General features: G+C 68.2%; 24 protein-coding genes and 1 pseudogene. 13 read left to right on the top strand and 12 right to left on the bottom strand.

Annotated elements, in window-relative coordinates:
- Positions 1-44: 44 nt before the first annotated feature.
- Positions 45-1,304 carry a pentapeptide repeat-containing protein gene (locus MZV50_RS17480; protein ID WP_252630574.1) on the bottom strand — a complete coding sequence of 420 codons (1,260 nt, stop codon included), beginning with the start codon at positions 1,302-1,304 and terminating at the stop codon, positions 45-47.
- Positions 1,305-1,393: 89 nt separating this feature from the next.
- Complete coding sequence (gene gpmA / locus MZV50_RS17485; RefSeq protein WP_252630575.1) at positions 1,394-2,107, bottom strand: 2,3-diphosphoglycerate-dependent phosphoglycerate mutase; 714 nt, start codon at positions 2,105-2,107, stop codon at positions 1,394-1,396.
- A 139-nt stretch (positions 2,108-2,246) separates the two neighbouring features.
- On the opposite strand from gpmA, the gene MZV50_RS17490 reads away from it, so the two are divergent.
- The 6 genes from MZV50_RS17490 to MZV50_RS17515 all read left to right on the top strand — a co-directional run bounded on the left by MZV50_RS17490 (position 2,247) and on the right by MZV50_RS17515 (position 7,949).
- The gene (locus tag MZV50_RS17490; protein WP_252635270.1) at positions 2,247-2,462 is read left to right on the top strand and encodes a hypothetical protein; all 216 of its coding nucleotides are present in this window, start codon (positions 2,247-2,249) and stop codon (positions 2,460-2,462) included.
- A complete protein-coding gene (locus MZV50_RS17495; protein WP_252630576.1) occupies positions 2,459-3,415 on the top strand; it encodes a KpsF/GutQ family sugar-phosphate isomerase in 957 nt (318 codons plus the stop codon). The genes MZV50_RS17490 and MZV50_RS17495 overlap by 4 nt, the downstream gene beginning before the upstream one ends.
- A 157-nt stretch (positions 3,416-3,572) precedes the next feature.
- Positions 3,573-5,069: a phosphomannomutase/phosphoglucomutase gene (locus MZV50_RS17500; protein WP_252630577.1), complete on the top strand. Its 1,497-nt coding sequence runs from the start codon at positions 3,573-3,575 to the stop codon at positions 5,067-5,069.
- Positions 5,070-5,150: 81 nt separating this feature from the next.
- The gene (locus MZV50_RS17505) at positions 5,151-5,588 is read left to right on the top strand and encodes an acetyltransferase (protein WP_252630578.1); all 438 of its coding nucleotides are present in this window, start codon (positions 5,151-5,153) and stop codon (positions 5,586-5,588) included.
- Positions 5,589-5,634: 46 nt separating this feature from the next.
- Positions 5,635-6,912, top strand: coding sequence for a metal-dependent hydrolase family protein (locus tag MZV50_RS17510; RefSeq protein ID WP_252630579.1), 1,278 nt, complete (start codon positions 5,635-5,637; stop codon positions 6,910-6,912).
- A 119-nt stretch (positions 6,913-7,031) separates the two neighbouring features.
- Positions 7,032-7,949: a 5'-methylthioadenosine/S-adenosylhomocysteine nucleosidase gene (locus MZV50_RS17515; protein WP_252630580.1), complete on the top strand. Its 918-nt coding sequence runs from the start codon at positions 7,032-7,034 to the stop codon at positions 7,947-7,949.
- Here MZV50_RS17515 and MZV50_RS17520 read toward each other — a convergent pair.
- From MZV50_RS17520 to MZV50_RS17540, 5 genes are all read right to left on the bottom strand, one after another.
- On the bottom strand, positions 7,946-8,443 hold the full coding sequence (locus tag MZV50_RS17520) for an RES family NAD+ phosphorylase (protein ID WP_252630581.1): 498 nt from the start codon (positions 8,441-8,443) through the stop codon (positions 7,946-7,948). The genes MZV50_RS17515 and MZV50_RS17520 overlap by 4 nt on opposite strands.
- 5 nt (positions 8,444-8,448) lie before the next feature.
- Positions 8,449-8,799: an MbcA/ParS/Xre antitoxin family protein gene (locus tag MZV50_RS17525; protein ID WP_252630582.1), complete on the bottom strand. Its 351-nt coding sequence runs from the start codon at positions 8,797-8,799 to the stop codon at positions 8,449-8,451.
- Positions 8,800-8,883: 84 nt separating this feature from the next.
- Positions 8,884-9,513 (bottom strand): uracil phosphoribosyltransferase, encoded by a 630-nt coding sequence (gene upp, locus MZV50_RS17530; protein ID WP_252630583.1) that lies wholly within the window; start codon positions 9,511-9,513, stop codon positions 8,884-8,886.
- Between the two features lie 53 nt (positions 9,514-9,566).
- Positions 9,567-11,735: a xanthine dehydrogenase family protein molybdopterin-binding subunit gene (locus MZV50_RS17535; RefSeq protein WP_252630584.1), complete on the bottom strand. Its 2,169-nt coding sequence runs from the start codon at positions 11,733-11,735 to the stop codon at positions 9,567-9,569.
- A 2-nt stretch (positions 11,736-11,737) separates the two neighbouring features.
- Entirely contained in the window at positions 11,738-12,202 is a 465-nt protein-coding gene (locus MZV50_RS17540) for a (2Fe-2S)-binding protein (RefSeq protein ID WP_252630585.1), read from the bottom strand.
- 189 nt (positions 12,203-12,391) lie between these two features.
- Between MZV50_RS17540 and MZV50_RS17545 the strand changes: the two genes are divergently transcribed.
- The 6 genes and pseudogenes from MZV50_RS17545 to MZV50_RS17570 all read left to right on the top strand — a co-directional run bounded on the left by MZV50_RS17545 (position 12,392) and on the right by MZV50_RS17570 (position 16,688).
- Positions 12,392-13,036, top strand: coding sequence for a DUF47 domain-containing protein (locus tag MZV50_RS17545; protein WP_252630586.1), 645 nt, complete (start codon positions 12,392-12,394; stop codon positions 13,034-13,036).
- A gap of 5 nt (positions 13,037-13,041) precedes the next feature.
- Positions 13,042-14,043, top strand: coding sequence for an inorganic phosphate transporter (locus MZV50_RS17550; RefSeq protein WP_252630587.1), 1,002 nt, complete (start codon positions 13,042-13,044; stop codon positions 14,041-14,043).
- Complete coding sequence (locus MZV50_RS17555) at positions 14,031-14,600, top strand: NUDIX hydrolase (RefSeq protein ID WP_436792230.1); 570 nt, start codon at positions 14,031-14,033, stop codon at positions 14,598-14,600. Before MZV50_RS17550 ends, MZV50_RS17555 begins: the two co-directional genes overlap by 13 nt.
- An 80-nt stretch (positions 14,601-14,680) precedes the next feature.
- Positions 14,681-15,404 (top strand): annotated as a pseudogene (locus MZV50_RS17560) (endonuclease III domain-containing protein).
- 44 nt (positions 15,405-15,448) lie between these two features.
- Positions 15,449-16,189, top strand: coding sequence for a DUF72 domain-containing protein (locus MZV50_RS17565; protein WP_252630589.1), 741 nt, complete (start codon positions 15,449-15,451; stop codon positions 16,187-16,189).
- Positions 16,190-16,271: 82 nt separating this feature from the next.
- Positions 16,272-16,688: a hypothetical protein gene (locus MZV50_RS17570; RefSeq protein WP_252630590.1), complete on the top strand. Its 417-nt coding sequence runs from the start codon at positions 16,272-16,274 to the stop codon at positions 16,686-16,688.
- Here MZV50_RS17570 and MZV50_RS17575 read toward each other — a convergent pair.
- From MZV50_RS17575 to MZV50_RS17585, 3 genes are all read right to left on the bottom strand, one after another.
- Positions 16,685-17,650 (bottom strand): M15 family metallopeptidase, encoded by a 966-nt coding sequence (locus MZV50_RS17575; RefSeq protein WP_252630591.1) that lies wholly within the window; start codon positions 17,648-17,650, stop codon positions 16,685-16,687. The genes MZV50_RS17570 and MZV50_RS17575 overlap by 4 nt on opposite strands.
- Before the next feature lie 4 nt (positions 17,651-17,654).
- Entirely contained in the window at positions 17,655-18,179 is a 525-nt protein-coding gene (locus tag MZV50_RS17580) for a flavin reductase family protein (RefSeq protein WP_252630592.1), read from the bottom strand.
- 86 nt (positions 18,180-18,265) lie between these two features.
- Positions 18,266-18,760 (bottom strand): GAF domain-containing protein, encoded by a 495-nt coding sequence (locus MZV50_RS17585; RefSeq protein WP_252630593.1) that lies wholly within the window; start codon positions 18,758-18,760, stop codon positions 18,266-18,268.
- A gap of 140 nt (positions 18,761-18,900) precedes the next feature.
- Between MZV50_RS17585 and MZV50_RS17590 the strand changes: the two genes are divergently transcribed.
- On the top strand, positions 18,901-21,012 hold the full coding sequence (locus tag MZV50_RS17590) for a TonB-dependent siderophore receptor (RefSeq protein ID WP_252630594.1): 2,112 nt from the start codon (positions 18,901-18,903) through the stop codon (positions 21,010-21,012).
- On the opposite strand, the gene MZV50_RS17595 is transcribed toward MZV50_RS17590, so the two are convergent.
- Both MZV50_RS17595 and MZV50_RS17600 read right to left on the bottom strand, forming a co-directional pair.
- Positions 21,009-23,351, bottom strand: coding sequence for a methyl-accepting chemotaxis protein (locus MZV50_RS17595; protein ID WP_252630595.1), 2,343 nt, complete (start codon positions 23,349-23,351; stop codon positions 21,009-21,011). The genes MZV50_RS17590 and MZV50_RS17595 overlap by 4 nt on opposite strands.
- A gap of 124 nt (positions 23,352-23,475) precedes the next feature.
- Positions 23,476-25,794, bottom strand: a complete 2,319-nt coding sequence (locus MZV50_RS17600) for a glucan 1,4-alpha-glucosidase (RefSeq protein WP_252630596.1) — start codon at positions 25,792-25,794, stop codon at positions 23,476-23,478.
- Positions 25,795-25,809 lie beyond the last annotated feature (15 nt).

A 25,809-nucleotide genomic window follows, 5' to 3' on the forward strand; every position in this document is an offset into this window, starting at 1 on the left:
GGACGAGCGAACCGTTAAGCCTGCGTCCGTTTGTCGCGAAATTCTCAGATCACGTCTTCAAGGCCGCGCGCGCCCAGGCGGATCACGCCCGTCAGGTCGATGTCGCGCAGTTGGGCGCCGGTGAAGTTGGCGCGCGAGATGTCCGCCCCGGTCAGGCGGGCCTGGCGCAGGTCGGCGCGGGCCAGATCGGCGTTGGCCAGGATGGCCCCGGTCAGGTCGGCGGGCAGCACCCGGTCGGCGGCGATCAGCAACGGGCCCAGCTGGGCGTCGCGCAGATCCGAGCCCGCCAGCTTGGCGCCTTTCAGCCGCGCCCCGCGCAGGTCGGCGCGGCGCAGGTTGCACGCCCGCAGGTCCGCCCCCTCCAGCTGGGCGCCCTGCATCTGCACGCCTTCCATGTCGAGGCCGTAGAACACCGCTCCCTTAGCCGAGAGGGCCGTCAGGTTATAGCCGCGGATCGAGCGCAGGTTACGCAGGTCGGCCTTGTCGAACACCGACGGCTTGCCTTCGACCCCGCCCGTATCGATCCAGCGTGCGTGGTCGGCGATCATCTGCTCGTAGGGCAGGTCCGAGACGCTCTTGCCCGACGGCTTGTCGGTCAGGGCGCCTTCCATGTTGGTGTCGTTGATGTTCCACGACATGGTCTTGACGCCGACCAGAACGGTGTTGCGCAGATCAGCGCCCGTCAGGTTCGCACCAGACAGGTCGGCGCCGGCCAGGTTGGCGCCGTTGAAATTGGCCTGCTTGAGGTTCGCGCGCACCAGCTTGGCGTCCTTGAGGATCGCGTCGCTGAAGTCGGCCTTGGTGGCGACGATCCCCGACAGGCGCGAGCGCTCGAGATTGGCGCCCGAAAGGTTGGTGCTGGAAGCGTAGGCCTCGCGCTGGGTCAGCTCGATGACCTTGTAGCCTTCCTTGCGGTCGGCGGCGGCGATCGTGCCTTCGCGCAGGTCGGCCTCGAACATGTCGGCGCCGGTCAGGTTGGCGCCCCGCAGGCTGGAGCCGCGCAGGTCGGCGCGGCGCAAGCTGGCGTCCGTCAGGTCCGCCCCCTGCATGTCGGCGCCGTAGCAGTTGGCGTTGTCCAGCTTGGTCTTGCGCAGGTCGCAACCGACCAAGAGCGCGCCGGTGAAATCGGCGTCGCAGAGGTTCCGGCCGGTCAGCGACAGGCCGGAGATATCGCAGAAGGCGAAGACGGCGCGCGCGCCGCCCAACCGGGCCGACCACAGGCGATCGTGCTTGGCGCAGATGACGTCGACGTCCTGCTGCGTCAGACGCTTGTAGTCCTGTGACGTCGGCGCGGCGGCGCTCATGGTTCGCATGGAATCCCAGAGTGAGGGATCACCATGCACAGATCAAAATTAACGCCGTGTTTCCAACAGCTTCCGGTTAAGCTTGGAGGTTAACCGACTTCCGGTAGAGCCTCGGCCCGGCTTGCGTCTAGATAGCGCGCGCTGGTGGGCTTCAGATTGGCGTCCAGCTCGATGACCAGCGGGTTGCCCGTCGGAATCTCGACGCCGACGATCTTGTCGTCCGGCACGTTGAACAAGTGCTTGACGATGGCGCGCAGCGAGTTGCCGTGGGCCGCGATCAGCAGGGTCTCACCGGCCTTCAGATGGGGAGCGATGTCGCTTTCCCAGTACGGCAGCACGCGGACCAGGGTGGTGGCCAGGCTCTCGGTCGACGGCAGGCTCGCGCCCTTGTAGCGACGGTCCTTGCTGAAGTCGTACTCGCCGCCCGGGGCCAGTTCCGGCGGCGGGATGTCGTACGACCGGCGCCAGATGGTGACCTGCTCGACGCCGTGCTTCTCGGCGGTCTCGGCCTTGTTCAGACCCGTCAGGCCGCCGTAGTGGCGCTCGTTCAGGCGCCAGTCCTTGGTCACCGGCACGAAGCTCTGCTTGGCGGCGTCCAGGGCCAGGTTGCCCGTGCGGATGGCGCGGGTCTGGACCGAGGTGAACAGATGGTCGATCTGGATGCCGGCCGCCGCGATCAGCTCGCCGCCCTTCTTGGCCTGGGCTTCGCCCTCGGCGGTCAGGTCGACATCGACCCAGCCCGTGAAGCGATTTTCCAGGTTCCACTGGCTTTGGCCATGGCGGAGCAGGACGAGCGTCGGCATCGGGCTTCCTTCGTAGATCGGGCGAATGTCAGGCGCGGGCTAAGGCCAGGCGGCGGCAGCGTCAAGCACCGATGCCGCGATCGCCTCTCCCCCGCCTCAAAGGCCGTGCTATAGGCGGGCCATGCCTGATCGCATCTTCATGCCGCTGATGGGGCTGATCGCCCTGGCCCTGATCACCTTCTCGCTCGTCTGGCCGCAAGGTCAGGGCGACCGCTCCTGGGGACCGTTCGGCCACACGCCCGAGCAGCAGACCCCCGAGATGAAGGCCAGGATCCAGCGGGAGAAGGACGCGGCCACCCGTCGCGACGAGGCGGCCAAGAAGGCCGCCGACGCCTCGAACCAGCAATCCCAATGAGCGCTTTCGACGCCGTTGCCGTCGGCCGCCGCGTGCTGAGCATCGAGGCCGAGGCCCTGACCAGCCTCTCCGAGTCGCTGGGCAAGGCCTTCGTCCAGGCCGTCGAGACGATGTTCAACGCCAAGGGCCGGATCGTCTGCACCGGCATGGGCAAGTCCGGCCACGTGGCGCGCAAGATCGCCGCTACCCTGGCCTCGACCGGCGCCCAGGCCATGTTCGTCCATCCGGCCGAGGCCTCGCACGGCGACCTCGGCATGATCGGGCCGGACGATGTGATCCTGGCCCTGTCCAAGTCGGGCGAGGCGCGCGAGCTATCCGACGTCATCGCTTACGCCAAGCGGTTCTCGATCCCGCTGGTGGCCATGACCGCCTTCGAGGACAGTCAGCTGGGACGCGGCGGCGACATCGTGCTGCTGCTGCCCGACGCGCCGGAAGCCACGGCGGAAGTCAACGCGCCGACCACCTCGACCACCCTGCAGATCGCCCTGGGCGACGCCATCGCCGTGGCTTTGCTGGAGCGACGCGGCTTCACGGCCAGCGACTTCCGCGTCTTCCACCCTGGCGGCAAGCTGGGCGCGATGCTCCGCACGGTCGCCGATCTGATGCATGGCGAGGACGAGCTGCCGCTGATCGCCGCCGACGCGGCGATGCCCGCCGCCCTGCTCGTGATGAGCGAGAAGCGTTTCGGCGCGGTCGGCGTCGTCGACGCCGAAGGTCGTCTGGCCGGCCTGATCACCGACGGCGACCTGCGCCGGCACATGGACGGCCTGCTGACCCACACCGCCGGCCAGGTCATGACCCGTGGCCCGCTGACCATTGCCCCGAGTGCTTTGGCGGCCGAAGCCCTGAAGGTGATGAACGAGCGGCGCATCACGGTGCTGTTCGTGGTCGAGGCCGAGCGTCCGGTGGGCGTCCTGCATGTCCACGACCTGCTTCGCGCCGGCGTGATCTGAGACCTGGGCTTGATAGGCTCGGAACGGGCGGACGCACGCTTTTGCCTGCCGTGCTCTAAGTCACATTCGAATTTACCGAACTTTGTCATGTGATCGCGCTAGCCGTGCGGGCTTCGCGCGGCTAAAGCGACACCATCTCAACTGAAGCGAGCTTTCGATGTTCTCCGCGCCCCGCGCCGATCTCGTTGCGAATACCGCCGCGTATGAAAACGAACCGCTGGTCAAGTCGACCGGGTTCCGCGAGTACGACGCCCGCTGGCTGTTCGGCCCCGAGATCAACCTGCTGGGCGTCCAGGCCCTGGGCCTGGGTCTCGGGACCTATATCCACGAGCTGGGCCAATCGAAGATCGTCGTCGGCCATGACTTCCGCTCGTATTCCACCTCGATCAAGAACGCCCTGATCCTGGGCCTGATCGGCGCCGGCTGCGAGGTTCACGACATCGGCCTGGCCCTGTCGCCCACCGCCTATTTCGCCCAGTTCGACCTCGACATCCCCTGCGTGGCCATGGTCACCGCCAGCCACAACGAGAATGGCTGGACCGGCGTGAAGATGGGCGCCCAGAAGCCGCTGACCTTCGGTCCCGACGAGATGAGCCGCCTGAAGGCGATCGTCCTGGGCGCGCAGTTCGTCGAGCGCGACGGGGGTAAGCTGATCCGGGTGCAAGGCGAAGCCCAGCGCTACATCGATGACGTGGCCAAGCGCGCCAGCATCACTCGCCCCCTGAAGGTCATCGCCGCCTGCGGCAACGGCACGGCCGGCGCCTTCGTGGTCGAGGCGCTGGAGAAGATGGGCGTGGCCGAGGTCGTGCCGATGGACACCGACCTGGACTTCACCTTCCCCAAGTACAATCCCAACCCCGAAGACGCCGAAATGCTGCACGCCATGGCCCATGCCGTGCGTGAGACCAAGGCCGACTTGGCCTTCGGTTTCGACGGCGACGGCGACCGCTGCGGCGTCGTCGATGACGAGGGCGAGGAGATCTTCGCCGACAAGATCGGCCTGATGCTGGCCCGCGATCTGGCCCCGCTGCATCCCGGCGCGACCTTCGTCGTGGACGTCAAGTCGACCGGCCTTTACGCCACCGACCCGATCCTGCAGCAGCACGGCTGCAAGGTGATCTATTGGAAGACCGGCCACAGCTACATCAAGCGCAAGAGCGCCGAGCTGGGCGCCCTGGCCGGCTTCGAGAAGAGCGGCCACTTCTTCATGAACGGCGAGCTGGGCTACGGCTACGACTGCGGCCTGACCGCCGCGGCCGCCATCCTGGCCATGCTGGACCGCAATCCGGGCGTGAAGCTGTCGGACATGCGCAAGGCCCTGCCGGTGGCCTTCACCTCGCTGACCATGAGCCCGCACTGCGGTGACGAGGTGAAGTACGGCGTCGTCGCCGACGTGGTGAAGGAATACGAGGACCTGTTCGCCGCCGGCGGCGCGATCCTGGGCCGCAAGATCACCGAGGTGATCACCGTCAACGGCGTGCGCGTCCACCTGGAAGACGGCTCGTGGGTCCTGGTCCGCGCCTCGTCCAACAAGCCCGAGGTGGTGGTCGTGGTCGAGAGCACCCAGTCCGAGGACGACATGCGCGCCCTCTTCCGCCAGGAAGTGAAGCCGCGCCTGGGCGACCGCGTGGGCAAGTACAACCAGGAAATCTGAGCGGACGCGATCATCGATCAGCGGAAGGCCGGGGGCTCCCCCGGCCTTTTTCTTTGCGCCCCGATCCTCTACCGACACGGCATGATCAAGCTCCGCCCTTCCCGCCCGGACGACGGCCAGCGCGTCGTCCAGATCTGGGCGGCCGCCGTCGACGCCACCCATGACTTCCTGGCGCCCGAGGATCGCGCCGCGATCGGTCGCGAGGTCGAGGCCTTCCTGCCGAGCGCGCCGCTGATGCTGGCCGTCGACGACCGTGATCGGCCGCTGGGCTTCATGCTGATCAACAACGGCCACATGGAAGCGCTGTTCATCGATCCCGAGCATCGCGGCGCGGGCGTCGGCGCGATCCTGATCGACTATGCCCTGGCCGTTCACCCGGTCCTGACCACCGACGTCAACGCGCAGAACGACCAGGCCGTGGGCTTCTACGAGCACATGGGGTTCGAGCGGACGGGCTGGTCGGCGACCGACGGCCAGGGACGCCCCTACCCGCTAATCCACCTGCGCTTTGGCGTCTGAGGCGGTTTTCGGCTTAGCTGGCGGTGTTCCATCGCGAGTCACCACCATGCGCCGCCTGCTTGCCGCCCTCGCCCTGATCCTGACGCCCGGTCTGGCGGCGGCCGCCTCCCCGATCCTGCTCAAGCCCGACCGTGTGTGGACCGCCGAGAACGCCGGCCCGCCGCGCGAGGGCTGGGCGGTGCTGGTCAAGGACGGTAGGATCGCCGCCGTTGGCCCGGTGTCTCAGATCGATCCGACGGGCGCCGAGGTCGTCGACCTGCCCGGCGCCACCATGATCCCGGGCCTGATGGACCTGCACAGCCATCTCTTCCTGCATCCCTACAACGAGACCCTTTGGGATGATCAGGTGCTGAAGGAGACGCCGACCTACCGCACCCTGCGCGCGGCGGTGCAGGCCAAGGCGACGCTGGAGGCCGGCTTCACCACCCTGCGCGACCTGGGCACCGAGGGCGTCGGCGCGGCGGACGTCCCGCTGAAGAAGGCGATCAACGACGGCCTGATCCCGGGTCCGCGCCTGTTCGTGGCGACCAAGGCGATCGTGGCCACCGGCGCCTATGGCCCCGCCCGCCGGAACTACAATCCCGAGGCCGAGCTGCCGCAAGGCGCGCAGGAGGCCAGCGGCGTGCCCGAGGTGATCAAGGCCGTGCGCGAACAGGCCGGCGCCGGGGCCGACTGGATCAAGGTCTATGCCGACTACCGGGTTGGCCCCGATGGCTCCACGCAGCCCACTTTCTCGATCGAGGAACTGAAGGCGCTGGTCGACACCGCCCATTCCAGCGGCCGGCCGGTCTCGGCCCACGCTTCCAGCGACGAGGGCATGCGCCGGGCGGTGCTGGCCGGGGTCGACACCATCGAGCATGGCTATGGCGGCAGCGACGCGACCTTCAAGCTGATGGCCGACAAGGGCGTCGTGTTCTTCCCCACCCTGACGGCGGTCGAGAGCACGTCGACCTATTTCGGCGGCTATGTCGCCGGCAAGACGCCGCCGACGGCCGCGATGACCAACGCCGAGCGCGCCTTCAAGCTGGCGATGAAGAACAGCGTCACCATCGGCATGGGCAGCGACGTCGGCGTCTTCCGGCACGGCGACAACGCCCGAGAGCTGGTCTGGCTGGTCAAGGACGGCATGAGCCCAGCCCAGGCCCTGCTGGCCGCAACGGCCGTCGACGCCAAGGTGCTGGGCCGGTCGGGCGATCTTGGCCAGCTGAAGCCCGGCTACCTCGCCGACATCGTGGCCGTCAGGGGCGACCCCACCCGGGCGATCGAGGCGACGCGCGACATCATGTTCGTGATGAAGGGCGGTGAGATCGTCCGGCGGCCCTGAAGCCAGGGGACGAAGATCAAACCCCAGGCGAACGACGAAAACCCGCGCGTCCAGCCCGCATCGGCCTTGGGCGAGGACCCCGCCACGGCTAAGCAAGGGCCTCGCGCCAAGGAGTCGCCATGCGCCTGCCCACTTTCGTCCTGGCCCTGCTGTGCCTGATCGTTTCGCCGATCCTCGTTTCGCCGGCGTTGGCCCAGCGTCTGGACGAGACGCCGCGCGTCGCCGTCATCTCGGCCTTCCCGCCCGAAATCGTCGCCCTGAACGCGGCGACCAGCCAGCAGAAGACCTATGACGTCAACGGCGTGACCTTCATGACCGGCCAGCTGGAGGGCAAGCCGGTCGTGGTGTTCCTCAGCGGCGTCTCCATGGTCAACGCGGCCATGACCACCCAGATGGCGCTGGACCGGTTCAACATCACCCGCATCGTCTTTTCCGGCATCGCCGGCGGCGTCGACGAGCGCCTGGACATCGGCGACGTCGTCGTGGCCGACCAATGGGCCCAGAACCTGGAGAGCGCCTTCGCCCGCGAGACCGACAAGGGCTTCGACGTCGCCCCCAGCATCCGGACCACCGCTCTGGCCAACTACGGCATGATCTTCCCGCGTGGGATCCACATGCCAGGCGACCCGCTGGGCGCGCCGGCCCGCGTCTGGTTCCCGGCCGATCCGGCCCTGCTGGACACCGCCCGCAAGGTCGCCGCCGAGGTCGCCTTGCAGCGCTGCGCGGCCGACAAGTGCCTGGTCCATCCGCCCAAGGTGGTGGTCGGCGGCAACGGCGTCTCGGCGCCGGTGTTCCTGGACAACGCCGCCTACCGCAAATACCTGCGCGCCACCTTCGACGCCCGCGTGGTCGACATGGAAAGCGCCGCCGTCGCGCACGTGGCCCTGGTCGGCAAGACGCCCTTCATCGCTTTCCGCAGCCTCTCGGACCTGGCCGGCGGCGGCGCGGGCGCCAACGAGATGCACACCTTCATGGCCCTGGCCTCGGACAATTCCGCGACCGTGGTGAAGGCGTTCGTCAAGGCGCTGCCGAACTAGAGCCTGGCCAGCCGCTGCTCGTCGTCGATCAAGGTCAGACGCGACGGCGAGCCAGAGCCCCAGGCGAAGAGAACCAGGTTCATGTCGTCGACGCCGGCCCCTCGCGCGAAGCTTCGCACCAGCAGGCCCTGATAACCGGCCTCGGCCAGGCGCCGCGCGAAGGCCTGGGTCCTGGCCTCGCCCTTCGCCTTCATCTGATCGCGCCAGTCGGCGTCGCCCAAGGCGTCGCCATCCATGTCGTGCGCGGCCAAGGCGGTCGGGTCGCGGCTGTCGAACACCCGCTCGACCTCGGCGTCATAGGAAACCAGGGTCGTGGGCTGCAACGACCCGACCTGATTGGCTTCGCGCAGGGCCGTCATGACGGTCAGCGACGCATAGAGCGCCGGCGTTCCCTTGGGATTGAATCGGCCGCCATAGAGTTGCGCGCCGCGACCGGACAGCGGCTCGCGGGCATAGACCGGGTTCAGGGCGCGATACAGGAGGCCCCGATACATTCGGATCAGACGTGGACGCCGGCGTCGACGGCGTCGACATAGTCCAGCACCTCGTCGATGCGCCCCTCGCGAACCAACTGCATGGCCGTCTGGCCAGAGAAGCCCGGCAGCGGTTCGGAACGATACCATGCGTAGGCGATCAGTTCGGAGCCGAAGCGCGGCTCGACCTTGTTGATGACCTCGACCATCTCGCGGAGGCGGCGCTGGGTCTTGGCCGAGCGCGACCGCTCCTGGCGCTGGACAGCATCTCGGCCCAGGCCCGCCGTGCGGGCGACCTCCTCGCTGGTCGTGCGAAGAACGTCGGCGATCTTGCGCGGCGCGAAGAACCCGTCGTCGGCATATTTGGCCAAGCCCATGGCGATGCCCTCTCGTTCACTGCCACTCAGATTGACGAATATGGCGTCATTCCACGTGGCAATCAAGATGAGTACAGGATCGCCCTACCGCGTCCCGAACGTCCGGTCGCCCGCGTCGCCCAGGCCCGGCACGATGTAGCCTTGCGCGTTCAATTCCGCGTCGACCGCCGCCGTCCAGATCGGCACGTCTGGATGGGCTTCCCGCAACGCGTCAACGCCAGGCTGGGCGGCCAGCAGGCAGACGAACCGCAGATTGGTGACGCCGTAGTGCTTGAGACGCGAGATGGCGGCGATGGCCGAGTGGCCGGTGGCCAGCATCGGATCGACGACGATGACCAGGCGGCCGGCGATGTCCTCGGGCGCCTTGAAGTAGTATTCGACGGCTTCCAGCGTATCGTGGTCGCGATAGAGGCCGATGTGGGCCACGCGCGCCGACGGGACCAGGTCCAGCATGCCCTCGCACATGCCCAAGCCCGCCCGCAGGATCGGAGCGAACACCAGCTTCTTGCCGGCAATCTCGTAGGCCGTGGTCGGGGCGACGGGCGTCTCGATCTGCACCGCGTCCATCGGCAGGTCGCGGGTGATCTCGTAGCAGATCAGGGTCGCGACCTCGCGCATCAGGGCGCGGAAGGTCTTGGTCGAGGTTCGCTTGTCCCGCATCAGGGTCAGCTTGTGCTGGACAAGCGGATGGCTAACGACGGTGACCTGGGGCATGGGAGAGACCTGCTAAGAGCGTACCGTCACGCTCCTAGCATGCCCCCTCGAAATCAAGCCAGTTGGTCGCCGACCGGCAAGGATCGGATGCGCTTGCCCGTGGCGGCGAAGATGGCGTTGCACAGCGCCGCCGGTGCGGGCGGATAGGCCGGCTCGCCCAGGCCCGTCGGGTTGTTGTCCGACAGCTTGAAGCGGACCTCGACGTCGAAGGCGTCGGCCATGCGCAGCAGGGGGAAGTCGCCGAAGTTGCTCTGTTGCGTCGCCCCGCCCTCGAAGGTGATCTGCTGGTGCAGGGCCGCGCCGATCGCGTCCAGGACCGAACCCTGGACCTGCTGCTCGGCGCCCTTGGGGTTGATGATCTGGCGGCCGCAGTCGACGGCGGCCCAGGCCTTGTCGACCTTGATCGCGCCGTCCTTGACGGTCACCTGCACGACCACAGCCACATAGCCCATGTGGCTGTAGTGGCAAGCCACGCCCAGACCCGAGGCCTTGGGCAGCTCGCGGCCCCAGCCCGACGTCTCGGCGACCAGGTCCAGCACGCCCCGCATACGGCCGGTGTGGAAGCTGTCGCGCTCGGTCGCCGCGCCCAGCAGGCGCGGCTCGCCCAGCAGTTCGCGGCGGAAGGCGATCGGGTCCTTGCCGGCGGCGATGGCCACCTCGTCGGTGAAGCTCTGCAGCACGAAGCCGAAGGCGTTGTTGCCCGGCGCCCGCAACGGCCCGGTCGGCGCGCCCAACGGCATCACCGACACCTGGACGCGATAGTTGTCCAGCGCTCGGCACGGGAACTGGGTAGCGTTGAAGCCAGCGCTGGGGGCAAAGTTGGTCCCCTCGCCGAAGCTGACGAAGTGGTCGTTCCAGGCCGTGACCTTGCCCGAGGCGTCCAGGCCGGCGGTCAGGTTGTGCCAGCCGCCGGGCCGATAGAAGTCGTGCTGGATGTCGTCCTCGCGCGTCCAGATCAGCTGGACCGGCGCGCCCGCCTTGGCGGCGATGGCGGCGGCCTCGACCATGTAGTCGTTGTTCAGGCGTCGGCCGAAGCCGCCGCCGCCGCGGATCAGGTGGATGGTGATCGCCTCTTCCGGCACGTTCAGCGCGGCGGCGACCAGCCGGCGGCCGGGCTCGGGGTTCTGGGTCGGGGCCCAGATCTCGACCTTGCCGTCCTTGACCCACGCCGTGCAGTTCTGCGGCTCCAGAGGCGCGTGGGCGATGAAGGGGTAGCTGTAGGTCGCGCTGACGGTCTTGGCCGCGCTCTTCAGGGCGGCGTCGACGTCGCCATCGGCGCGATCCACGCGCTGCGGTGGGCCCTTGGCCAGTTCGGCGGCCTTGGCCTCGAAGGCGGCGCTGCTCTGGGCCGAGGTCGGATGGTCGGCCCACTTGATGTCCAGCGCCTCGCGGCCCTTGCGCGCCGCCCACCAGTTGGTGGCGACCACCGCCACGCCCGGCAGCAGCCCTTGAAGGTTGCTCCCGCCCTCGATCACGAAAGCGTCCCTGACGCCCTTGACCGCCTTGGCCGGGGCCAGATCGACCGAGGCGACCTTGGCCCCGAAAACCGGGGCCTTGGCGAAGGTGGCGAACAGCATGCCGGGCAGACGCGTGTCGATGCCGTACAGCGGCTGGCCCGTGGTGATGGCGTCGAGGTTCTGGCTCTTGTGGCTCTGGCCGATGATCCGGAAGGCCTTGGGGTCCTTCAGGGTCAGGGTCTTGGGATCGGGCGGCGTCAGCTTGGCCGCGTCCTCGGCCAGTTCGCCGTACGACGCGCGGCGGGCGCCGGAGATCACGACGCCCCGCTCGGTCGAGCAGCTGTCGGCCGGAACGCTCCAGCGCGCGGCGGCGGCCTGGATCAGCAGCGCCCGGACCGTGGCCCCGACGCGGCGCAGGCCGTCGTATTCCAGCGTCGTGGCCATGCTGCCGCCGGCCACCTGGCGACCATAGACCTTGGTGTCGGCGATGGCCTGCTCGACCGTCACGGCCGACCAGTCGACGTCCAGCTCCTCGGCGATCAGCATCGGCAGCGAGGTCTTGATCCCCTGCCCCACCTCCGGGACCTTCGAGGCGATCGTAACCTTGCCGTCCGGCGCGATGCGGACATAGGCGTTGACCTCGGTCGCGCCGGCAGCGGCGCCCTCGGCGGCCATGGTGAAGCTGAGCAGCAGACCGCCGCCGGTGGCCGCGCCGGTCTTCAGCAGGAAGCGGCGGGTCGGGTCGCGCAGGATCTCGCCGTCCATGATCAGACCTCCGCCTGGCCGGACGCGGCCTTGATGGCCTTCCGGATACGGATGTAGGTGGCGCAGCGGCACAGGTTGCCGTTCATCGCCGCGTCGATGTCCGCGTCGGTCGGCTTGGGCTTGGCGGTCAGCAGGGCCGTGGCCGACATGATCTGGCCAGCCTGGCAGTAGCCGCACTGAGGCACGTCGATGGCCTTCCACGCCTCCTGCACCTTGGCGCCGACCGGCGTCTTGCCGACGCCCTCGATAGTGGTGACCGCCTTCTTGCCCACCCGGCTGACCGGCGTGACGCAGGCGCGGACCGGCGCGCCGTCCAGATGCACCGTGCACGCCCCGCACAGGGCCGCGCCGCAGCCGAACTTGGCCCCCACCAGACCCAGCGTGTCGCGCAGGACCCACAGCAGCGGCGTGTCGCCGTCGACGTCCGCTGTCTTGGTCTCGCCGTTGACGGTCAGCGTGAAGGCCATGACGCCACTCCCAATCGCCCGAGCTTGCCCGGAGGTTGCGCCATCCTGCCCTAACGTCGCCGTTCGCGCGAGGCGGTGTCACATAACTTTCACAGATAGGATTTGACGGGCAAATCCTTCCGTGGTTCCGGTGCGCCGCGCGCGATCCGTTTACGGACGAACGCCATTTCGCAGCAAGGAAAGACGCTGATGCTGGGCTTGTTCAAGGCCGTCATGCCGAAGGAAGACAAGTTCTTCGACCTGTTTTCCGCCCATGCCCGCACGCTGGTCGCCGGGGCCGAGGCCCTGCACGACATGACCGCCGGCGGCGACGCCGTCGGGCCGGCTAGCGCCCGGGTCGACCAGCACGAGGACGAGGCCGACGAGGTCACGCGCCAGGTGATGGTCGCCGTACGCCGAAGCTTCATCACCCCGTTCGACCGCAGCGACATTCAGGACCTGACGACCTCGCTGGACGACGCCATCGACCAGATGCGCAAGACCGCCAAGGTCGTCACCCTGTTCGAGGTCAAGACCTTCGAACCGCAGATGCGCGAGATGACCCGCATCATCGTCGAGGCGGCCAAACTGACCCAGGAGGCGGTCGACCTGCTTCCGAAGATGCGCCTGAACGCCCAGAAGCTGTCGGACATCGCCGTGAAGATCACCCAGATCGAAGACCAGTCCGACCACATGTACGACCAGGGCCGCAAGGACCTGTTCCTGGCCAGCCGTAATGGCGATCCCATGGCCTTCATCGTCGGCGTCGACATCTACAGCCACCTGGAAAAGGTCATGGACCGCTTCGAGGACGTGGCCAACCGCATCAGCGGCATCGTCGTCGAGCAGGTCTGAGTCCCGTGGACGCCACGCTCCTGATCCTGGTCTTCCTGGTCGTCGTCGCCCTGGCGTTCGACTTCCTGAACGGCCTGCACGACGCCGCCAACTCGATCGCCACGATTGTCTCCACTCGGGTGCTGTCGGCCCGCTGGGCGGTGATCTGGGCGGCGTTCTTCAACTTCATCGCCTTCCTGTTCTTCGGCCTGCACGTGGCCAAGATGGTCGGCTCGGGCATCGTCGACCCGCACGTGATCAGCGATCGGCTGATCTTCGCGGCGCTGATGGGCGCGATCAGCTGGAATCTGCTGACCTGGTGGGCGGGCATTCCTTCGTCCAGCTCGCACGCCCTGATCGGCGGCCTGGTCGGCGCGGCCATCGCCAAGGTCGGCGGCCTGGGCGCGATCCAGTGGGCGGGCCTGGGCAAGACCGCGGCCGGCATCGTGGTCTCGCCGACCATGGGCTTCCTGCTGGCCCTCGTTCTGGTGCTGGTCGTGTCGTGGACCTTCGTGAAGAGCTCGCCGTTTTTCGCCGACCGGGTGTTCCGCAAGCTGCAGTTCGTCTCGGCGGCCCTCTATAGCCTGGGCCACGGCGGCAACGACGCGCAGAAGACCATGGGCATCATCGCCGCCCTGCTGTTCGCCCACGGCGCCACCGACGCGCCCGGCCACATCCCGTTCTGGGTGGTCCTGGCCTGCCAGACGGCGATGGGCTTAGGGACCCTGTTCGGCGGCTGGCGCATCGTCCACACCATGGGCAGCAAGATCACCCGCCTCACCCCGATGCAAGGCTTCTGCGCCGAGACCGGCGGCGCAATCACGTTGTTTTTGGCGACCCATGTCGGGGTTCCGGTCTCGACGACTCACACGATCACAGGCGCTATTGTGGGTGTCGGCGCCTCGCGCCGGGTCTCGGCCGTGCGCTGGGGCGTGGCCAAGGACATCGTCATCGCCTGGATCGTCACCCTGCCGGCGGCGGCCCTCACGGCGGCGTTGTTCTACTACCTGGGATTCTGGATGAAGTGACCGAGACGGGAGCAAAGCAGGAGGGACGCAAGTCAGGTGGCAAGCGCCGCCAGGTCGCCGCCCTGCCGTGGCGGGGCGAAGGCGAAAACCTGCGCTTCCTGCTGGTCTCCTCGCGCGAAACCCGCCGCTGGGTGATCCCCAAGGGCTGGCCTATGAAGGACAAGACCGACTTCGCCGCCGCCGCCCAGGAAGCCTACGAGGAAGCCGGCCTGGACGGCGTCATCGCCGAGACGCCGGTCGGCGACTACGAATACCTCAAGCGACTGAAGAGCGGCGCGGCCAAGCTGGTCAAGGTCGACGTCTATCCCCTGCGGGTCACGGGCGAGCACGCCACCTGGCCCGAGAAGGGCCAGCGCACCCTGGAGTGGATGGCCCCGGTCGAGGCCGCCTTGGCCGTCCAGGAGCCCGATCTGCGCGACCTGATCGCGCGCTTCGCCGAGATCGAACTGCCCGAGGAAGAACGCCCCTCGCCTCACGTGGCCCCCACGCCCGTGCGCGTGGCCTTCCAGCGCCTGCGCCGGCGGGTGACGGCGCTGTGGGGCCGCTACCGCCCCTGACTCCGAGCACGCCGAGACCTGTGGACAAGTCGTCGCCAGGCGCATAATGTTCCCATTATGTTCTTGCTTGATGGGCGCCCATGCAACTGTCCCTAGGTCTGGCCCGATCCCCGCTGGAAAGCGTGCGCGACGCCCTGCTCTGCGAATTCGGGCCTCAAAGGCCGGTGACGCGGATGGACCCGATCTCACAACTGGTGAAGTCGTCGATCAGGCCGCACCCAGGACGCCGTCTCGTGGGCCGCCTTCCTGCGGCTGCGCGCCGAGTTCAAGAGCTGGGAAGACCTGGCCAACGCCCCGGTCGCGGCGGTGGCGCGGCTCATCGACGAGGTCACCTTTCCCGGTGACAAGGCCCGTCACCTGACCACCGCCCTGAAGATGATCCAGGACAAGGTGGGCTGGCTGTCGCTGAACCACCTGAAGGGGCTGGAGGTCGACCAGGCGCGCTGGGAGTTGCAGGCCCTGCCCGGCGTCGGGGTCAAGGTCGCCGCCTGCGTGCTGAACTTCAGCGACCTGGCCATGCGGGCCCTGGTGGTCGACACCCACGTCTATCGCGTCGCCAAGCGGATCGGCCTGATCGGCGTGGGCGACACGACGCACGCCTATCACACCCTGATGGGTCTGGCGCCGGACACCTGGACGGCTGACGACCTGTTCGAACTGCACTGGCTGATGAAGCGCGGCCTGGGTCAGATGCTGTGCCCGCACGAGGGTCCCCGCTGCGGCGCCTGTCCGATCAAGACGATGTGCGCCAAGGCCGGCGTCGGTCACAGCGCCGACGTGCTGGCCTGGCGACCACGGGACTGAAGCAGCCGACTGAACCTGACACACATTCATGCGCTGATCCGAACATGGACATCCGCATCGGCACGGCCGGCTGGAGCTTCCCGCGCGACCTGGACTTCCCCGCCGAGGGCTCGGGGCTGGAGCGCTACGCGGCGCGGCTGGCTTGCGTCGAGATCAACTCGTCCTTCTACCGGCCGCACCAGCGCAAGACGTACGAACGCTGGGCGGCCAGCACGCCGCCCACCTTCCGGTTCGCGGTGAAGGTTCCGCAGACGATCACCCACGAGCGGCGGCTGGCCGCGATCGACGACCTGTTGGCGCGGTTCCTGGACGAGACAGATGGCCTGGGCGCCAAGCGCGGGCCGCTGCTGGTGCAGCTACCACCCAGTCTTCGGTTCGACGCCGAGCGGGTCGGCGCGTTCCTGGAAACCTGGCGTCGCCAGACGGACGCCCCGACCGTGCTGGAGCCGAGGCACGCCAGTTGGTTGGCGACCGAGCCGGAACGGATGCTGGCGGATTTCCGGATCGCGCGCGTCGCCGCCGATCCAGCGATCGTCCCCGAGGCGGCCGAGCCCGGCGGCTGGAGGGGCCTGACCTATCGCCGCTGGCACGGCTCGCCCGTGATCTACGAAAGCGCCTATCCGCCCGAGACGCTGGAGGCCCTGGCGGCGCGGCTGGCGGCCGAGGGCGAAACCTGGTGCATATTCGACAACACCAAGTTCGGCGCGGCGACGCGGGATGCGCTGATGGTTCTGGATTGTCTGACGGCTCGAATCCGCCCTCGCCCTTCGACAGGCTCAGGGTGAGGACTACTCTTGGCGTGGCGTTCGAGTAGAAACCTCACCCTGAGCCTGTCGAAGGGCGAGGTTTCGACGCACGGAGTTCTCAATGACCGACGCCTTCGATCCCGCCATGATGGACGGCCCCGAGGCCCTCGCCCGTTTCCTGGAGACCGGCGACGAACGCCTGTTGGACGGCGTGTTCTCGGAAGGCGACGTCGTGATCCTCGAGAACTTCCCGCCCCATGTGTTCCAGGGCCAGGATGGCCTGGCGCTGTGGCGCGCGACCATGGCCAAGCACGTGGGCGCCATCGGCGAGCTGCAGCACATCTTCGAGCGACCGCAGGACTTCGGCGTCACCGGCGACACGGTCCACTTCACCCTGCCCACCCGCTGGAGCGGCGTGCGCGACGGCGCGCCGTTCAAGGAGTTGGGCGGCTGGAGCTTCGTGCAGGTACGCGAGGGCGGCCGATGGCGAATCCGCTCATACGGCTGGGCCGTCGTCGCGTTCGCCTGGGAGGCCTAGCCGCCAGCCAGTTCCGTGAAGGTTCGGACGCCGATCGGATAGCGACGCCAGTCCTTGTAGTCGAAGTGCCACCACTCCTCGGGATAGATCTCGAAGCCTTCCGCCACCATCGCCTCGCGCAGGAGGGCGCGCAGGGCTCTCTGCTTGGTCACGCCGCCGATGAAATCGGCATAGGCGCGCAGCGAGAACTCGTCGTAACGACTGGGCATTTCGACGGCCTTGCCGGTCTTGAGGTCGTAGAGGGTCAGGTCGACGGCGCAGCCGCGGTTGTGGCGCGATCCCTTGGCCGGGTCGGCGACGAAGGCGTGATCCTCAGGCGGGGTCGCCTCCCAGAACATCCAGGTGACGAACCAAGGGCGGTACGCGTCGTGGATCAGCAGGCCGTAGCCCTTGTCGGCCAGCGCCTTCTGGGCGCGTCCCAGGGCCTCGGCGGCGGGTCGCTGCAGATACGCGCCGGCGCGCTCGTACAGCGCTATGCCCATGAAGTTGTTCGTCCCGGCGTAGCGGATATCCAGCTTGATACGCGGATCGATCGTCGTCAGGTCGACGAGGTCGGACGGTAGGCGCGGCTCGGTCTCGACCGGCGGCGAGGCGGCCAGGGCGCGTCGGCGCAGGGCGACCGGATCGGCCCGGACAGCCTTGCGGATCGCATCTTGAGTTTCGGCCCCGAAATCGTGAAAGGCCAGGGTCTTGCCATCCAGACGCACCGCGCCGTTCTCCAGCGTCAGCTCGCCCCCGCCCGCGATCGCGTAATGACCGCCGCCCGAAGGCGTCAGGCGGGCCGACCGGAAGCCCTGCCCGTCGATATGCAGCGCCCTCTCTTTCTCGAATACGGTGAGGGGCGCGGCCTTGTCGCCGTACTGGCCGATCGCGGCCCATTCCGTCCTGGTCAGGGCCAGTGCCGGCCGGGCCGCGAAGGCGGCGGCGAGCGCCAGGAACGATCTTCGGACCAGGCCTTTCATCGCGCTACTCCGCGTCGACATGCACCCGGCGGAAACGGCCCTGCAGATAGACCAGCGGCTCGTGGTCCGGATCATAGCGCAGCTTCACCACGCGCCCGACATAGACCCGGTGGTCGCCGGCGTCGAAGACGTGGTGCGTCTCGCACTCGAAATTGGCCATGCAGTTGGGAAGGATCGGCACGCCCGTGCGCCAGGTCTCGGTCTCGACGCCGGCGAAGCGATCGGTGTCCTTCTGCACGAACTGGCGGGCCAGGGCCTGGTGCTCGGCGTGCAGGACATTGACGGCGAAGCGCCCGGCGGCGTCCAGCCACGGCAGGCTGCTGGACTTCAGGTCCACGCAGATCAACGCCAAAGGCGGATCCAGCGACACCGAGGTGAACGAGTTCGCCGTCAGACCGACCTTGCGGCCGTCCGCGCAGACGGTCGTGACCACCGTCACCCCCGTCGTGAAACACCCGAACGCGTCGCGCAGGGCCCGGGCGTCATGCTCGGCGCCCTCCCCCAGTTCGATCGTAACCGCCTTACTCATTGTCTAAGCAGTGGGGTAAAGCCGGACGGTCGGCAAGGGCCAGGCTTGAGGTTGGTCAATCAAAACAACCGACCGGCGGGCGTGGCTCAAGCGAACGTCGCCGCGAGGATCTTTTCCAGCCACAGCTGATCGGTCTCGTCGAACGAGGCCGGCTGGTCGGAATCGACGTCGAACACCGCGATCAGCTGGCCATCGGGCCCGAACACGGGGACCACGATCTCGCTTTGCGAACGGCTGTCGCAGGCGATATGGCCCGGAAAGGCGTGGACATCCGGCACCAGCTGGGTCTGCCCCGTCGCCGCCGCCGTTCCGCAGACCCCGCGCCCATAGGCGATGCGCAGGCAACCCAGGGTGCCCTGATAGGGCCCGACCACCAACTCGCGGTCCTTGGCGGGATCGACGACGTAGAAGCCGGTCCAGAAATAGTGGTCGAAGCTGTTGGCCAGCATCGAAGCCACCGTCGCCATGCGGGCGGTGACGTTGCCCTCGCCCTCCAGCACGGACGCGATCTCGTCGGCGACCTCGGCATAGCGGGTCGCCTTGTCGGTGGAGAGGGTGAGGTCGTTGAACGCTTCGGCCATGGCTGCCGATATAGCGCGCCGCGCCGGGGATGCGAGGGGTTTCGCCCGCGCTGGTCGACAGATCCGTAGTGAACCTTATTGCAAATAATTCTTAATAATAGATAGGAGGGCGCAGTTTTCGAGTCGTCGGGGATTTTGGCATGTTCGATAAGCTTAAGAGTGTTCGTGGATTGGCCTTGGCTTCCAGCGCGTTGGCGCTGAGCCTGAGCGCGCTGGCCTCCTCGGCGCACGCCGCCGACAATGCGGACCAGCGCGACAGCGTCGCCCTCGACGCCGTGGTCGTCACCGCCGACCGCAAGGACAGCTTCGGCGCCGACTTCGTCCAGGCCGGGGCCTTTCGTGACGCGCGGGTTCGCGACACGCCGCTGACGGTCACCATCCTGCCGCGCGACCTCCTCGACGCTCAGCAGGCCCGCTCGGTGTTCGACGCGGTTCGCAACACCGCCGGTGTCAGCCAGGCCCAGATCAACACGGTGATCTACAGCAACCTCGCGATCCGGGGGATCCAGGTCGACAACGCCACCAACTTCCGGCTGAACGGCGTCCTGCCGATCTTCAACTTCGTGGACATGCCGCTGGAGGACAAGGATCGCGTCGAGGTCCTGAAGGGCGCGGGCGGCCTCTACTACGGCTTCGCGACGCCTTCGGGCATCGTCAACCTGGTGACCAAGCGGCCGACCGCCACGCCGCTGACGACGCTGGACCTGTTCGGCAACAGCCGGGGCGGCGTGGGCGGCGCGATCGACCTCAGCCGGCCGCTCGGCGACACGGTTGGCCTGCGGATCAATGCGGGCGGCTCCACGATCGAGACCGGCATCGACCGCACCAGCGGCCATCGCTACTTCGTCTCCACCGCCCTCGACTGGAGGCCGACCGCCAAGCTGACCGTCGAACTGGACGGCCAGTACATCTTCAAGACGGTCACCGAACCGACCGAGTTCGTCCTGCCCGCCGCCGTCGGCGGCGTGATCTCGGTTCCGCCGCTGCAGGCCTCGTCCAAGAACCTCGGCGCGGACTGGATGCAGGCCAAGGGCTGGGAAACCAACGTCCTGGCCAAGGCGCGCTACGACTTCTCCCCGGCCTGGAGCGCCTCGTTCAGCGTCGGCCAGTCGTACATGAAGCGCGACCGGGCCTATTCGTCGTTCAGCGGCTACAACCTGACCACCGGCGCGGGCACGCTGGGCGTGGCGATGACCCACGGCAACGACTATCGCAGCACGATCTACCGCGCCGACCTGGCCGGCGCCGTCCAGACCGGACCGATCGAGCACCAGCTGCTGATCGGCGTCTCCCAGAACATCCGCGACACCAACATTCCGACCGCCGTGCGCTACAGCTTCGCGCAGAACCTCTACGATCCGGTCGTGATCCCCGAGCGGCCGAATCCCGCGCGGATCATCGCCAATCCCTCCCGGGTGAAAGACACCGGCGCCTTCATCTATGATCGCGCCACCTATAACGGCTGGCTGCAGGCGACCATCGGCTACCGCAAGGCCGACTACAGCGATGTCAGCCGCACCAGCGCCTACAAGGCCAAGCCCGGCGCCTGGTCCTACGGCCTGATGATCAAGCCGGCCAAGTGGGCCAGCCTGTACGGCAACTACATCGAGGGCCTGGAATCGGGCGGCACCGCCCAGCAGATCGCGGTCAACGCCGGCCAGACCCTGCCGGCGGCGCTCAGCAAGCAGAAGGAGTTCGGGGTCAAGATCGAGCCGGTCGCCGGCTTCCTGCTGACCGCCGCCCACTTCGACATCGACCGCGCCTCGTCCTACATCAACAGCGCCAACTATTTCGTCCAGGACGGCCGGGCCAACTACAAGGGCTTCGAGTTCAGCGCCAGCGGCGAGGTCACCCGCGACCTGTCGGTCTCGCTGAGCGCGGTCTCCCTGGACGCCAAGCAGATCTCGGGCGCGGCCTCGGTGGTGGGCAAGCGGATCGAGAACACCGCCAAGACCTCGGGTTCGATCTTCGCGGAATACAAGATCCGGGCCGTGAAAGGTCTGAAGGTCTCGGGCGGCCTGTTCCACGTTGGCTCACGCGCGGTCAACGCCCTGAACCAGGCCTTCGTGCCCGGCTACACGACGCTGGACCTGGGGGCGAGCTACCAGGCCGCCATCGCCGGCCGGCCGACGACGTTCCGCGTCTATGGCGAGAACGTCACCGGCAAGCGCTATTGGGCGGCGACCGGCTCCAGCCTCGCGGCCCAGGGCGCTCCCAGCGCGGTGAAGCTCTCGGTCTCGACCGCCTTCTAGAATTCCTGCCACTCGCCCGGGCGCGATCCCGGCTGGACCTTCAGGGCGTTGCCGCCCTGGACATAGCGCTGGCGGAAGCTTTCCCGGGTCGGGGCCGCCGCCGGGCGAGGCGCGGGCGCCGCTGGTCGGCGCTCGGCCCGAGCGGGCATCTCGTGAACCACCGCCCCGACCTCGAAGCGGCCGATCAGCCGCTCCAGTTCGGCGGCCTCGGTGGAGAGGGCGTGGCTGGCGGCGGTCGACTGCTCGACCATGGCGGCGTTCTGCTGGGTGACCTGGTCCATCTGGTTCACCGCCTGGTTCACCTCGGCCAGGCCCACGGCCTGCTCCTTGGACGAGGCGGCGATCTCGGCGACCAGGTCGTTGATCTCGGCCACCTGGGTGAGGATCTGATCGAGGGTCTCGCCGGTCTCGCCGACCAGCCGCACGCCCTTGCCGACCTGCTCGGTCGAGGCGCTGATCAGACCCTTGATCTCCTTGGCGGCGTCGGCCGAACGCTGGGCCAGGGCCCGCACTTCCTGGGCCACCACCGCGAAGCCGCGACCGGCGTCGCCGGCCCGCGCCGCCTCGACCCCCGCATTCAGGGCCAGCAGGTTGGTCTGGAAGGCGATCTCGTCGATGACGCCGATGATCTGGGTGATCGACCGCGAGGACTTCTCGATGCCGCCCATGGCCTGGACGGCCTCCTTGACCACCGCGCCGCTGCGTTCGGCGGCGGCCTTGGCGCTGATCGTCACCTGACGGGCGCGCTCGGCGCCTTCCGAGCTGCGCGTCACCGTGGCGGTGAGCTGGTCGAGCGCGGCCGCGGTCTGCTCCAGGCCGGCGGCCTGGCGCTCCGTGCGTTGCGCGAGGTCATCGGCGGCGTTGCTGATCTCGGCGCAACCGCCGCGTATGCCGCGGGCGGCGGCCAGGATGCCGGCCATGGTCGCCTGCAGGCTCTCGACGGCGGCGTTGAAGTCGCGCGGCATCTTGGCCGCGTCGCCCTGGAAGTCGCCCTCGCGCATGCGCCAGATCAGGTCACCGTCGGCCAGGCGCTCCATGCCCTCGCCAAGGCTGGAGACGGCCTTGGCCTGAGCGGCGGCGAAGGCTCGCGCCTCCTGCTCGTGACGCTGGCGTTCGATCTCGGCGGCGGCGCGTTCGGCCTCCTGTTCGGCCCGGCGGCGCTGGCCGTCGGCCAGATCGTGGCGGAAGCCGTCGAGGGCCCGGGCGATGGCGCCGATCTCGTCGCCGCCCTCCACGCCGGGGACGGCGTCCTCGTAGCGGCCGGCCGAGAGCTTGTCGACGCTGCGGGTCAGCCCCGTCAGCGGCCGCTTCACCAGGGCGGCGCTGGCGAAGAACAGCGCGGCCAGCACGGCGGCGGTGATCACCAGGCCGCCGATGAACAGGATCCTGGCCAGCCGGTCGGCCGGACCGGTGATGGCGGCCACCGGCACGTCCATGACCAGGGCCCAGGTGGTGTTGAGCGCCGGCATCGGCACCGGGCGGATGATCCGGGCCATCGGCACGCCGTCGGCGACCACGCCCTTGACCTCGACGGCCTCGCCGCCGGCCAGCACGCCCTGCACCTGGTCGGCGCCGGCGTCGGCATAGGGCTGCATGCGCTTGGCCGCGTCGGGATGGGCGACCCATTTGCCGGTCGACGACAGCATCATCACCCGGCCGCCGCCCAGCGGCTTCAGAGCGCCCAGCGTTTTGGAAACGCTGTCCAGGGCCAAGTCGAGGCCGGCCACGCCGATGAAGCGCCCGTGCGAGGTCACCGGATAGACCACCGACGTCATCAGCACCGACTTGCCGGCCACGGTATAGGGGTAGGGCTCGACGATCGCCGCCTTGCCGGTCTTCTGCGGGATCGTGAAATAGGCCTCGGCGAAGTCGTCCACGCCGTTCAGCGGCTCGAAGATCACCTTGTCGCCATCGTGAACCCAGTAGGGGGTCAAGGCGCCGATCTTGTTGGATCCGGTCTCGGTCTTGCCAGCGAACTCGGCGTCCTTGCCGTCGAAGTCCTTGCCCATGAACCAGCTGCCCAGGACCATGTCCGAGGACTCGGCGTTGGGCTTGAGCATGCCGACCACCGTCGCCCGGTCGGTCATGCCCGCCTCGTGCGCGGCGCCGATCGAGACGGCCATGGCTCGCGCGGTCGACTGCACCTTGCCGATGTCGGCCTGCACGCTCTGGATTGCGTCATCGGCGACGGCGCCAGCGTAACGGTTGGTCAGACCCGAGACGATCGCGCTGGTGTGCGACGACACCGCCGCCGCCGCCGCGATCAACAGGACGCCGATCGCCAGGCCCGCCACCAGGATCAGTTTCCAGGCGATGGTCAAACGGCGGAACGCTGTCATCTCAAAGGTCTCCGGCCGCGAGGATGGCTGTTAACCATGTCTTCGCGGCCGAATCCTAAAGCGCTCGTTAACTATGCTTCGGGCGCGCCGAACTGCGACAATCCGCGCGCCTTGGGCACCAACCTTACCGCGAGAAACGGGCCTTCACGGGCGCATAGTTGTCCCAGACCTGGCCATCGCTGACCGAGCGCAGCAGCTTGACGTATTCGGCGTGGCTCCAGGCCAGGGGCGTGGCGCTGTCGGTGCCCTCGCCGCGCGCATAGCCGTGCGGACTTTCCGCGCCGACGCCGTCCCAGACCTGCTCGGGGATCAGCAGACCCTCGTTGGCGAACAGCTCCATGGCCCGGACATAGGTGTCGCGGATCTTCCTGACCGCCGCCGCGTCAGGCTTCCCACCGAGGCTGGCCAGGGCCAGTTCGTAGTGGCCGCGCTCGCCGGTGAAGATCGGCCAGACCCGGCCGCGCTGGCCGGGCCGCATCTGGTCGTCCTGGCCGTAGTTGGCGCCCGTCTTCACGTCCTCGCCATAGCCGTCGACGCCATAGCGCCGCCAGCCGGGGAAACGCCCCTCGACGCCCGGGAACGTGAAGTCGTAGCGGACCCTGTAGAGGTCCTCCATCGCCTGGTCGTCCAGCTTGGGCAGGCTGGCGACGATGGCCGGGTCGTCTGCGCGACGCACGCCGTAGCGGACCAGCTCCAGGAAGCCGGCGTCCAGCATCCTGTCCTCGGGGACCGCCGCCTGGCCGTTGCGTTCCTCGACCGGGCTCTTGTTGTCGGGATCCTGGTCGCTGTTGAGGCGCAGGTAGTAGTGGCCGTCGCCGAACGCGCCCTTGGTGGTGACCATGCGTGCCTCGACCTTGGCCGAATAGGCGTCGGCGGTCCTGCGATAGGTCTCGGCCGAGGCCTTGTCGCCGGCGGCCTCGGCGATGTCGCCGGCCACGACAAGGCCCGCGATCACCGCGGCGGTCGTCGAGGGCGAATAGCCCCCCTGCTCTTCCCAGCGCTCCTGCTGGGTGAACGGCGGGGTGATGGTCGCGTGGTTCCAGCCCAGGTCGACCTTGCCGCCCCTGACCAGGAAGTCGGCGGCCGGTTTCAGCATCTTGCCGTAGTAGGTCTTCAGCTCGGGTTCCGAAAGCCAGCCCAGCTTCCACAGCTTCCAGCCCAGCATGATCGGCATGGCGGTCTGGTCCAGCTGGACGCCGACCCATTCGGGCGTGCCGTCGACATGCGACTTCTGCAGGAACCAGCCGCCGTCGCCCTTATTGCCCGGCGTCCTGGGTCCGACCTGCACGGTGGGCAGGTAGTGGAACGCCGCCAGCGGGGTCTCCTTGTCGCCCAGGGCGGCCAGGGCCATGGCGCACTGGTAGAAATCGCGCGGCCAGACGGCCTTGTAGCCGGTCGAGGACTTGGTCGCGTCGACGGTATCGCCCCACGGGTTCGACAGCGAGGCGATCAGGGCACCGGCGTGCGTGCGGTCTTCCTGCACCTTCAGCATCAAAGCGCTGGCCTGCACCAGCTTGCCGCCGTCCTCGGACGCCTCGCGCAGGCGCGGCAACTCGGTCAGCGAGGCCAGGTAATCCTCCCAGCCCACACGCGCGCCCTCGCCGTTGAAGCGGGCCAGCACCTCGGGGTAGCCGGTCTTCAGCGTCGCGGCGGCGGTCGCGTCGGCGGCCTTGGCGTCCGGGCCGAAACCCATGGCGAAGTCGAAGGTCGACTCCTTGGCCACGGCGGGCAGCTGTCCGGTCAGGACGATCGCCCCCTTGGCAGAGGTCGTGGTCGCCTTCAGGCCCAGGACCGCGTCGCCATCCTTCAGCATGCTGGCCGAGGCCTTGGCGAAGGGCTTGGTCCCCTTGAAGCTGAGGAAGGCCTTGCCTTCGTAGGCGGTCAGGGCTGTCGTCGAGGCCGCGCCGGTGTCGCCGCCGCCCGTGTTGGCCATGTGCGGTTCCAGCACCAGGGTCGGGGTCACCGGGCCCTTTAGCGCCTTGACCGTGACGCGCACGAACAGGCTGTCGCGGTCGGGATCGGTGAAGATCCGCTTCTCGATGACGAAGCGCCCCTGCTTGTCGGTCGTGGTGATCTTGTAGGCCGGCGACAGCGGGCGGCCGGCGGCGTCGACGTGCAGATATTCGGTCTTGGAGGTTGTGTCCGCACCCTCGACGGCCAGGCCGGTCGCGGTCTGGACGGCGATCCGCATCTGCTTGATCTGGGCCTCGTGGATCAGGCCGTACATGGTCTCGGTCAGGACGCCGTCGGCGATCGAGAACCAGACCTTGGACACCGCCCCGGTCTTGCCGCCGGCCTTGTAGGCGCCGTCGACATAGGCCTCGTAGGACGCGCCGACGCCGGTCTTGGCGGAATAGGCCCAGGTCGTGGCCGGGGCGGCCTGCGCGGCGCCAGCGGTGAAGACGGCGGCCGAGGCCAGGGCGAGACGTTTCAGAGTGCGCATAGCGAGGGCCTCGTC

The sequence above is a fragment of the Caulobacter segnis genome (genome assembly GCF_023935105.1).
GTDB lineage: Bacteria > Pseudomonadota > Alphaproteobacteria > Caulobacterales > Caulobacteraceae > Caulobacter > Caulobacter segnis_B.

What these genes read in the sequence shown, in the direction of transcription:
- MZV50_RS17570 (WP_252630590.1), top strand. Translation starts at nt 16,272, where the DNA reads ATGACCGACGCCTTCGATCCCGCCATGATGGACGGCCCCGAGGCCCTC.
- MZV50_RS17580 (WP_252630592.1), bottom strand. Translation starts at nt 18,179, where the DNA reads ATGAGTAAGGCGGTTACGATCGAACTGGGGGAGGGCGCCGAGCATGAC.
- MZV50_RS17595 (WP_252630595.1), bottom strand. Translation starts at nt 23,351, where the DNA reads ATGACAGCGTTCCGCCGTTTGACCATCGCCTGGAAACTGATCCTGGTG.
- MZV50_RS17515 (WP_252630580.1), top strand. Translation starts at nt 7,032, where the DNA reads ATGCGCCTGCCCACTTTCGTCCTGGCCCTGCTGTGCCTGATCGTTTCG.
- MZV50_RS17500 (WP_252630577.1), top strand. Translation starts at nt 3,573, where the DNA reads ATGTTCTCCGCGCCCCGCGCCGATCTCGTTGCGAATACCGCCGCGTAT.
- MZV50_RS17590 (WP_252630594.1), top strand. Translation starts at nt 18,901, where the DNA reads ATGTTCGATAAGCTTAAGAGTGTTCGTGGATTGGCCTTGGCTTCCAGC.
- MZV50_RS17490 (WP_252635270.1), top strand. Translation starts at nt 2,247, where the DNA reads ATGCCGCTGATGGGGCTGATCGCCCTGGCCCTGATCACCTTCTCGCTC.
- MZV50_RS17510 (WP_252630579.1), top strand. Translation starts at nt 5,635, where the DNA reads ATGCGCCGCCTGCTTGCCGCCCTCGCCCTGATCCTGACGCCCGGTCTG.
- MZV50_RS17535 (WP_252630584.1), bottom strand. Translation starts at nt 11,735, where the DNA reads ATGGACGGCGAGATCCTGCGCGACCCGACCCGCCGCTTCCTGCTGAAG.
- MZV50_RS17545 (WP_252630586.1), top strand. Translation starts at nt 12,392, where the DNA reads ATGCTGGGCTTGTTCAAGGCCGTCATGCCGAAGGAAGACAAGTTCTTC.
- MZV50_RS17495 (WP_252630576.1), top strand. Translation starts at nt 2,459, where the DNA reads ATGAGCGCTTTCGACGCCGTTGCCGTCGGCCGCCGCGTGCTGAGCATC.
- MZV50_RS17480 (WP_252630574.1), bottom strand. Translation starts at nt 1,304, where the DNA reads ATGAGCGCCGCCGCGCCGACGTCACAGGACTACAAGCGTCTGACGCAG.
- MZV50_RS17565 (WP_252630589.1), top strand. Translation starts at nt 15,449, where the DNA reads ATGGACATCCGCATCGGCACGGCCGGCTGGAGCTTCCCGCGCGACCTG.
- MZV50_RS17575 (WP_252630591.1), bottom strand. Translation starts at nt 17,650, where the DNA reads ATGAAAGGCCTGGTCCGAAGATCGTTCCTGGCGCTCGCCGCCGCCTTC.
- upp (WP_252630583.1), bottom strand. Translation starts at nt 9,513, where the DNA reads ATGCCCCAGGTCACCGTCGTTAGCCATCCGCTTGTCCAGCACAAGCTG.
- MZV50_RS17600 (WP_252630596.1), bottom strand. Translation starts at nt 25,794, where the DNA reads ATGCGCACTCTGAAACGTCTCGCCCTGGCCTCGGCCGCCGTCTTCACC.
- gpmA (WP_252630575.1), bottom strand. Translation starts at nt 2,107, where the DNA reads ATGCCGACGCTCGTCCTGCTCCGCCATGGCCAAAGCCAGTGGAACCTG.
- MZV50_RS17585 (WP_252630593.1), bottom strand. Translation starts at nt 18,760, where the DNA reads ATGGCCGAAGCGTTCAACGACCTCACCCTCTCCACCGACAAGGCGACC.
- MZV50_RS17505 (WP_252630578.1), top strand. Translation starts at nt 5,151, where the DNA reads ATGATCAAGCTCCGCCCTTCCCGCCCGGACGACGGCCAGCGCGTCGTC.
- MZV50_RS17525 (WP_252630582.1), bottom strand. Translation starts at nt 8,799, where the DNA reads ATGGGCTTGGCCAAATATGCCGACGACGGGTTCTTCGCGCCGCGCAAG.
- MZV50_RS17520 (WP_252630581.1), bottom strand. Translation starts at nt 8,443, where the DNA reads ATGTATCGGGGCCTCCTGTATCGCGCCCTGAACCCGGTCTATGCCCGC.
- MZV50_RS17540 (WP_252630585.1), bottom strand. Translation starts at nt 12,202, where the DNA reads ATGGCCTTCACGCTGACCGTCAACGGCGAGACCAAGACAGCGGACGTC.